The 6,123-nt window shown below is 42.2% G+C and carries 6 protein-coding genes; 5 read left to right on the top strand and 1 reads right to left on the bottom strand.

Features of this window, described 5'->3' with window-relative positions:
- Nucleotides 1–170: 170 nt before the first annotated feature.
- The 5 genes from miaB (at nucleotide 171) to lnt (ending at nucleotide 5,526) form a co-directional block, all read left to right on the top strand.
- On the top strand, nucleotides 171–1,517 hold the full coding sequence (gene miaB / locus C200_RS12515) for a tRNA (N6-isopentenyl adenosine(37)-C2)-methylthiotransferase MiaB (RefSeq protein ID WP_016211408.1): 1,347 nt from the start codon (nucleotides 171–173) through the stop codon (nucleotides 1,515–1,517).
- A 114-nt stretch (nucleotides 1,518–1,631) separates the two neighbouring features.
- Nucleotides 1,632–2,624: a PhoH family protein gene (locus tag C200_RS12510; RefSeq protein ID WP_016211412.1), complete on the top strand. Its 993-nt coding sequence runs from the start codon at nucleotides 1,632–1,634 to the stop codon at nucleotides 2,622–2,624.
- A gap of 3 nt (nucleotides 2,625–2,627) precedes the next feature.
- Nucleotides 2,628–3,125, top strand: coding sequence for an rRNA maturation RNase YbeY (gene ybeY, locus C200_RS12505; protein WP_016211411.1), 498 nt, complete (start codon nucleotides 2,628–2,630; stop codon nucleotides 3,123–3,125).
- A complete protein-coding gene (locus C200_RS12500) occupies nucleotides 3,122–3,961 on the top strand; it encodes an HlyC/CorC family transporter (RefSeq protein WP_016211407.1) in 840 nt (279 codons plus the stop codon). The genes ybeY and C200_RS12500 overlap by 4 nt, the downstream gene beginning before the upstream one ends.
- A gap of 53 nt (nucleotides 3,962–4,014) precedes the next feature.
- The gene (gene lnt / locus C200_RS12495; protein ID WP_016211409.1) at nucleotides 4,015–5,526 is read left to right on the top strand and encodes an apolipoprotein N-acyltransferase; all 1,512 of its coding nucleotides are present in this window, start codon (nucleotides 4,015–4,017) and stop codon (nucleotides 5,524–5,526) included.
- Nucleotides 5,527–5,685: 159 nt separating this feature from the next.
- Here the strand turns inward: lnt and C200_RS12490 are convergent, their stop codons facing one another.
- Entirely contained in the window at nucleotides 5,686–6,078 is a 393-nt protein-coding gene (locus tag C200_RS12490) for a hypothetical protein (RefSeq protein ID WP_016211410.1), read from the bottom strand.
- Between the last annotated feature and the right edge of the window lie 45 nt (nucleotides 6,079–6,123).

Genomic DNA, 6,123 nt, shown 5'->3' with positions numbered 1-6,123 from the left:
CAGTGCGTAAGGTGAGTTAATTATACCTAAAGGCGATAGAGAATATCTGCGTGGATATCGGTCTAGATATGGGCGTCTGTGCATGGTATTTTTTTGTAGATTCTGCTATTCTGTAGCGTCTTTTAGAGGTAGATTGTTTAGCGAATTTTCAGGGTGTGTTGGAGCGGATAATGAGCAAAAAGCTATATATTCAAACTTATGGCTGTCAGATGAATGAGTATGATTCAGCAAAAATGGCTGAATTATTAGGTGAGAGTGAAGGCTTTATTAAAACAGATACCCCTGATGATGCGGATGTATTGCTGGTTAATACCTGTTCTATTCGTGAAAAAGCCCAAGAAAAGGTCTTTCATCAGTTAGGGCGTTGGCGTAAATTCAAGGAGAAAAATCCCAATGTTATAATCGGCGTTGGTGGCTGTGTGGCTAGCCAAGAGGGTGAAAATATTGTTAAACGTGCACCCTTTGTTGATTTGGTTTTTGGTCCGCAGACTTTGCATCGCTTACCTGAGATGATGCAAGAGTCGAAAAACGATAAGCGCTCTGTGGTTGATATTTCGTTTCCTGAAGTTGAAAAATTTGATAATTTGCCAGAACCTAAAGCCGATGGCCCAACCGCCTTTGTTTCCATTATGGAAGGCTGTAGTAAATACTGTACGTTTTGTGTGGTGCCTTATACCCGTGGTGATGAAATTTCACGGCCCTTGGATGATGTTTTAGCCGAAGTAGTCAGTTTGGCTGAGCAAGGTGTGCGTGAAATTAACTTTTTAGGCCAAAATGTCAATGCTTATCGTGGGGTGATGCATGATACGGCAGAAAAAGCTGATCTGGCGATGTTGATCAGTTATACCGCGGCCATTGACGGCATCGATCGAATTCGCTTTACCACATCGCATCCTGTTGAATTTACTGATAGTTTAATAGAAGCTTATGCAACAGTGCCAGAACTTGCGAGCTTTTTGCACCTGCCGGTTCAAGCGGGCTCTGATCGTATTTTAGCGGCGATGAAGCGTGGGCATACAACACTAGAATATAAAAGTAAAATTCGTAAATTACGCAAGGCACGCCCTGACTTATGTTTATCGTCTGATTTTATTATCGGCTTTCCTGGTGAGACGGATAAAGATTTTGAAGACACGATGAATTTAATTGCGGATATCGGTTTTGATAATTCATTTAGCTTTATTTATAGTCGCCGCCCTGGCACGCCGGCGTCGGATCTTCCTGATGATATCGCGATGGAAGTAAAGCGTGCACGCTTGGAGCGCTTACAAGAGCGCATTAAGCAGCAAACTATGGCGATTAGTCGGCGTATGCTCGGCAATGTAGAAAACGTGTTAGTGACTGGGGTATCTAAGAAAAATCCTGATGAATTACAAGGGCGTACTGAGAATAATCGGGTGGTGAATTTTATTGCACCAATCGCCGCGATTGGTGGCTTTGCCAAAGTAAAGGTGACGAAGGTCTTGGGCTTTTCATTACGCGGTGAGCTCGTTTCTTTAGAAAATAAACTAAACTAAAGAGGTAAGGGCGCACTCTAATTAGGAAACTAACAAAGGCTTGATTATTTAATAAAAAAGTCGTTATTCTTAAGGTTGAATGTGAATTACAACGTTAACATAAAGCGGAAATTATTGGATACACAGTTAGAAAGCAGTCGGCTAGAGCTTCTCCCTGAAGACAATCATCGCTTAGCAGAAGTTTGTGGTCAGTGTGATGAGCACTTGCGTCAAATCGAGCAACGCTTAGGCGTTGAAATCAGCAGTCGGGGCAATGTCTTCCAGATTATTGGTTATAAAAAACCGGTACGGGTGGCTGAGCGTATTATTCAATCGTTATATGCAGATGCAGAAACATTAGGCAATTTAGACCCTAACCAGGTGCATTTATATCTGCAAGAACAAAGTAATGATCTAGTTGAAAATAAAGAATCGGCTGAGGCTTGTGAATATGATGATGGTCTAGTGATTCATACGCGCAAATTGCAGATTAAACCACGTGGCAAAAACCAAAGCTATTACATTCAAAATATTAATAATTATGATATTAATTTTGGTGTGGGACCTGCAGGCACCGGTAAGACCTATTTGGCAGTTGCTTGTGCGGCGCGTGCCCTTGAAATGGGTAAGGTCAAACGTATTTTATTGACGCGTCCGGCAGTAGAAGCGGGTGAGAACCTTGGCTTTTTACCTGGAGACTTGGCACAGAAAGTTGATCCTTATTTACGGCCGCTCTACGATGCATTGTATGAGATGCTGGGTATAGAGCAAGTCGATAAGCTTATCAGCCGTAATATTATTGAAGTGGCACCATTGGCGTATATGCGTGGACGAACACTGAATGATGCGTTTGTGATTTTGGATGAAAGTCAAAATACCACAGCAGAGCAGATGAAAATGTTTCTCACCCGTATCGGCTTTGGCACACAAGCGGTGATTACTGGCGATATTACCCAAGTGGATTTACCACGAGGCAAAATGTCAGGTTTAAAGCATGCGATTGAAGTATTATCTGATGTTGCAGGTATTAGCTTTACCTTTTTGCGTGCGCGTGATGTGGTGCGTCATCCTTTGGTGCAACGTGTTGTTGAAGCCTATGACAATCATGGCGCAGAGCGAGATGACTAAGTTATGAACGCTAATACAGCACTAGCGCTTGATATTGAGTTTCAAAATGGCTTAATTGGTGAGATAAGTGTGGGCTTACCCAGTGAAGAAAAAATGATACATTGGCTAGAGTGTGTCTTACAAGGTCGTCGACAAACGGCTGAACTTTGCGTGCGTATTGTTGAAAAAGATGAAATTCATGCACTCAATGCAACTTATCGCCATAAGGATAAGCCGACCAATGTCTTGTCTTTTCCTGCTGAATTGCCCAAAGAGCTAAAATCACCGTTATTAGGTGATATTGTTATTTGTAAAGTGATTGTTGAGCAAGAAGCCATTGAGCAAGAAAAATTATTAGAAGCCCATTGGGCGCATATGCTGGTTCATGGTGCGTTGCATTTATTAGGCTTTGACCATATTGATGATGAAGACGCTGATGCGATGGAAACGCTAGAAATTGATATTTTAAGCCAACTTGGCTATGCAAATCCCTACCAACAGAAGGAAGTATCCCCTGTATGAACGATGACCCCGGCAGTAGCACCTCGAACCGTTCTTGGTTAGACCGTCTTGGTTTAGGATTCTTAGGTGAACCTAAGGATAAAGAAGACCTGTTCGAGTTATTAAAAGATTCCGTAGACCGTAAATTGATTGATATAGAAACAATGACCATGATGGAAGGCGTTTTGCAGGTTTCTGAAATGCAAGTGCGCGATATCATGGTGCCACGAGGCCAGGTTGTTGTTGTTGATCATGATGCAAAGCCTGATGACTTTTTGCCGACGATTATTAAATCCTCACATTCACGTTTTCCGGTGATTGGGGAAAACAAAGATGAAGTCATTGGCTTATTATTAGCAAAGGATTTACTCCCTTATTGCTTTTGTAAGGAAGAAGATATCGAGCTTGCTACATTGTTACGGCCGGTGCTGTTTGTGCCTGAAAGTATTCGATTGGATGCGTTGCTGAATAAATTTCGTAGTACGCGCAATCATATTGCTGTTGTTATTGATGAATATGGCGGTGTTGCGGGAATTGCAACCATTGAAGATATCTTAGAGGAAATCGTCGGTGAGATTGAAGATGAACATGATGCAGTAGCTGATGAGTTTATCAAAAAACAAGCTGAAGATTGTTATATAGTGCGGGCTTTAACTCCTATTGATGATTTTAATGAGTTTTTTAAAGCAGAGTTGGATGATGAAGAGTTTGATACGATCGGTGGCTTAGTGACGCATCAATTTGGTTATTTACCACAAAAAGGTGAGTCTGTGATTATAGCGCAGTATCAATTTACAGTCCTTAGTACTTCGGGGCGGCGTATTCAACTTTTACAAGCAGAGCCTGTAAAAAATTAAAATCAGTGTACAATTGAGAGATTGTAGGCTTAATGCAGGTAGCGCAGATCAATATGTCATCAGTGGAATTACTGAATTTTAAACGCTGGTGGGGCGATGGGATTGCCTTACTGGGTGGTGCTTTAGGCACCTTAAGCATGGCGCCTTTCAACTTTAGCTACTTAGCAATCGTATCTGCATTGTTATTGATTTTTACCTTACGAGATGTCAGTGTGCGCCGTGCACTGTGGTGTGGTTGGCTGTATGGCTTTGGGTTATTTTTAACCGGCAGTAGCTGGGTTTATGTGAGCATCGCGACGTATAGTGAGGCGGGTGTCATTGGTGCTGGGGCATTAGCGTTGTTGTTTGCAAGTATGCTTGCTCTTATTCCAATGGCTAAAAGTATGTTAATGCGGCGCTTTTTTAACTTGCATTCGCCTTTGGTGTTGCTAACGGCAGTGCCGGCAATTTGGGTGTTGATTGATTGGTTACAAAGCTGGTTATTTACAGGGTTTCCTTGGCTTTATCTAGGCTATAGTCAGCTGACGACACCTTTAGCGGGTTTTGCCCCTATTTTTAGTGTGTATGGTGTCACGTTAGCTGTTGTTTTATCGGCAGCGTTTATTTTAATTATTTTACGTGGCCCGAGCCATAATTGGCGTTATTTATCAATCATTGGGCTAGTTGTTTTGTTTGCTTTTGGTCTGGTTTTGAAAAAAGTACCGTGGACACAGCCAGATAGTCAGCCATTTCAAGTGGGCCTTGTGCAGGGTAATGTCACCATGTCGATGAAATGGGACCCTGAACAATGGACTGACAATATTGAACATTATCAAGAGTTATCTCAGCCGCTTTTTTTGAATAATAAAACGCGCTTAATTATTTGGCCAGAAACGGCTGTTCCTATTTTAGCTCATCAAATTCCGGGCCCATTGGCTGAGTTTAATGAGCAAGCAAACGCTAGAAATATTGGTCTTGTTTTTGGAATTCCCTTGCAATTTCGTGGACAGTTTTTTAATGGCATGCTCGGGGTGGGAAATGCACATGGTGCTTATATGAAGCGTCACCTCGTCCCATTTGGTGAGTATTGGCCGAGCTGGTCTGAATTTTTTGGTCGTTGGTTACATTTACCGATGTCAGATTTTACTGGGGGTAAAGAGAATCAAAAGCTGATGCGCTTAGGTAAAATGTCCTTTATCTCTTTAATTTGTTATGAAGTTGGTTTTCCTGAACTCGTGCGAGAAGGTTTACCGTGGGGAGGCTTTATTGTTGCAATAAGTGATTCCAGTTGGTTTGGCCACAGTATTGCTAAATATCAAATGTTAGAAATGGCGCAAATGCGGGCCCTTGAAACAGGTCGATATTTTTTAAATGTCGATAATAGTGGTGTTACTGCTGTCATTAGCCCTATGGGTAAAGTGCTTAACCAAGCAAAACCGGATCACTCTGAGGTAATTACAGGTGAGATTACCACTATGCAAGGAGCTACTCCATGGGTTAGTGATGGCATTCATTTAATTGGCTTAGTTATTTTATTACTGCTTGCGCTAGCTGTCTTTATTCAAACACGGGGTCTTAATAAGTAGATAGTGTGATGAGCTATGAAGAAGTTGAGAAAAATTTAGCGATTTAGCTCTAGTATTTAATAGTCTGTACTTAAGAATAACAAGGATAAGTAAGTTGCTTGGTAGGGCCCATAAGGCATAGTCCCGCGGGTTGGGACTTGCCTTGTTGACCTAAATCAATTATAAACCCATTTGTTGCTGTTGTTCTGGTTGCGTAGGTGCAGCTTGTTGCTGTTGCTGCTGGAATAAGAGGGCGAATTGTTGGAGTGCAGGATTAGGACCAGTACCACCCACTGGAGCTTGTCCTGAGGAAGCGTCTAGTGCTGCTTCAGTTTCTTTTTGTCTTACCTCGGCTTCACCTTCAGCTCCAGTTATGTCTTTATGCTGTTTAACTTTAGCTACCGCTTGTTGGATAGTATCGTGCTTATCTACAGAAGAGGCGAAGCCTTTCTTTCCTAATTTACCTACTCCTTCTTCCCTATCTTTGACTTCTTCACCGACGTCATTTTTTGCCATGTAGCCGTCAGTCTCATCGCTTGCTTGGGCCCCTCTCTCGGCACCATTTTCTGTCATGCCACTGTTAGTCTCATCACTTGCTTGGGTAACCCTCCCTTAAAA

This window comes from Piscirickettsia salmonis LF-89 = ATCC VR-1361, from assembly GCF_000297215.2.
GTDB lineage: Bacteria > Pseudomonadota > Gammaproteobacteria > Piscirickettsiales > Piscirickettsiaceae > Piscirickettsia > Piscirickettsia salmonis.
This window is presented reverse-complemented; position numbering and strand designations above follow the sequence as displayed.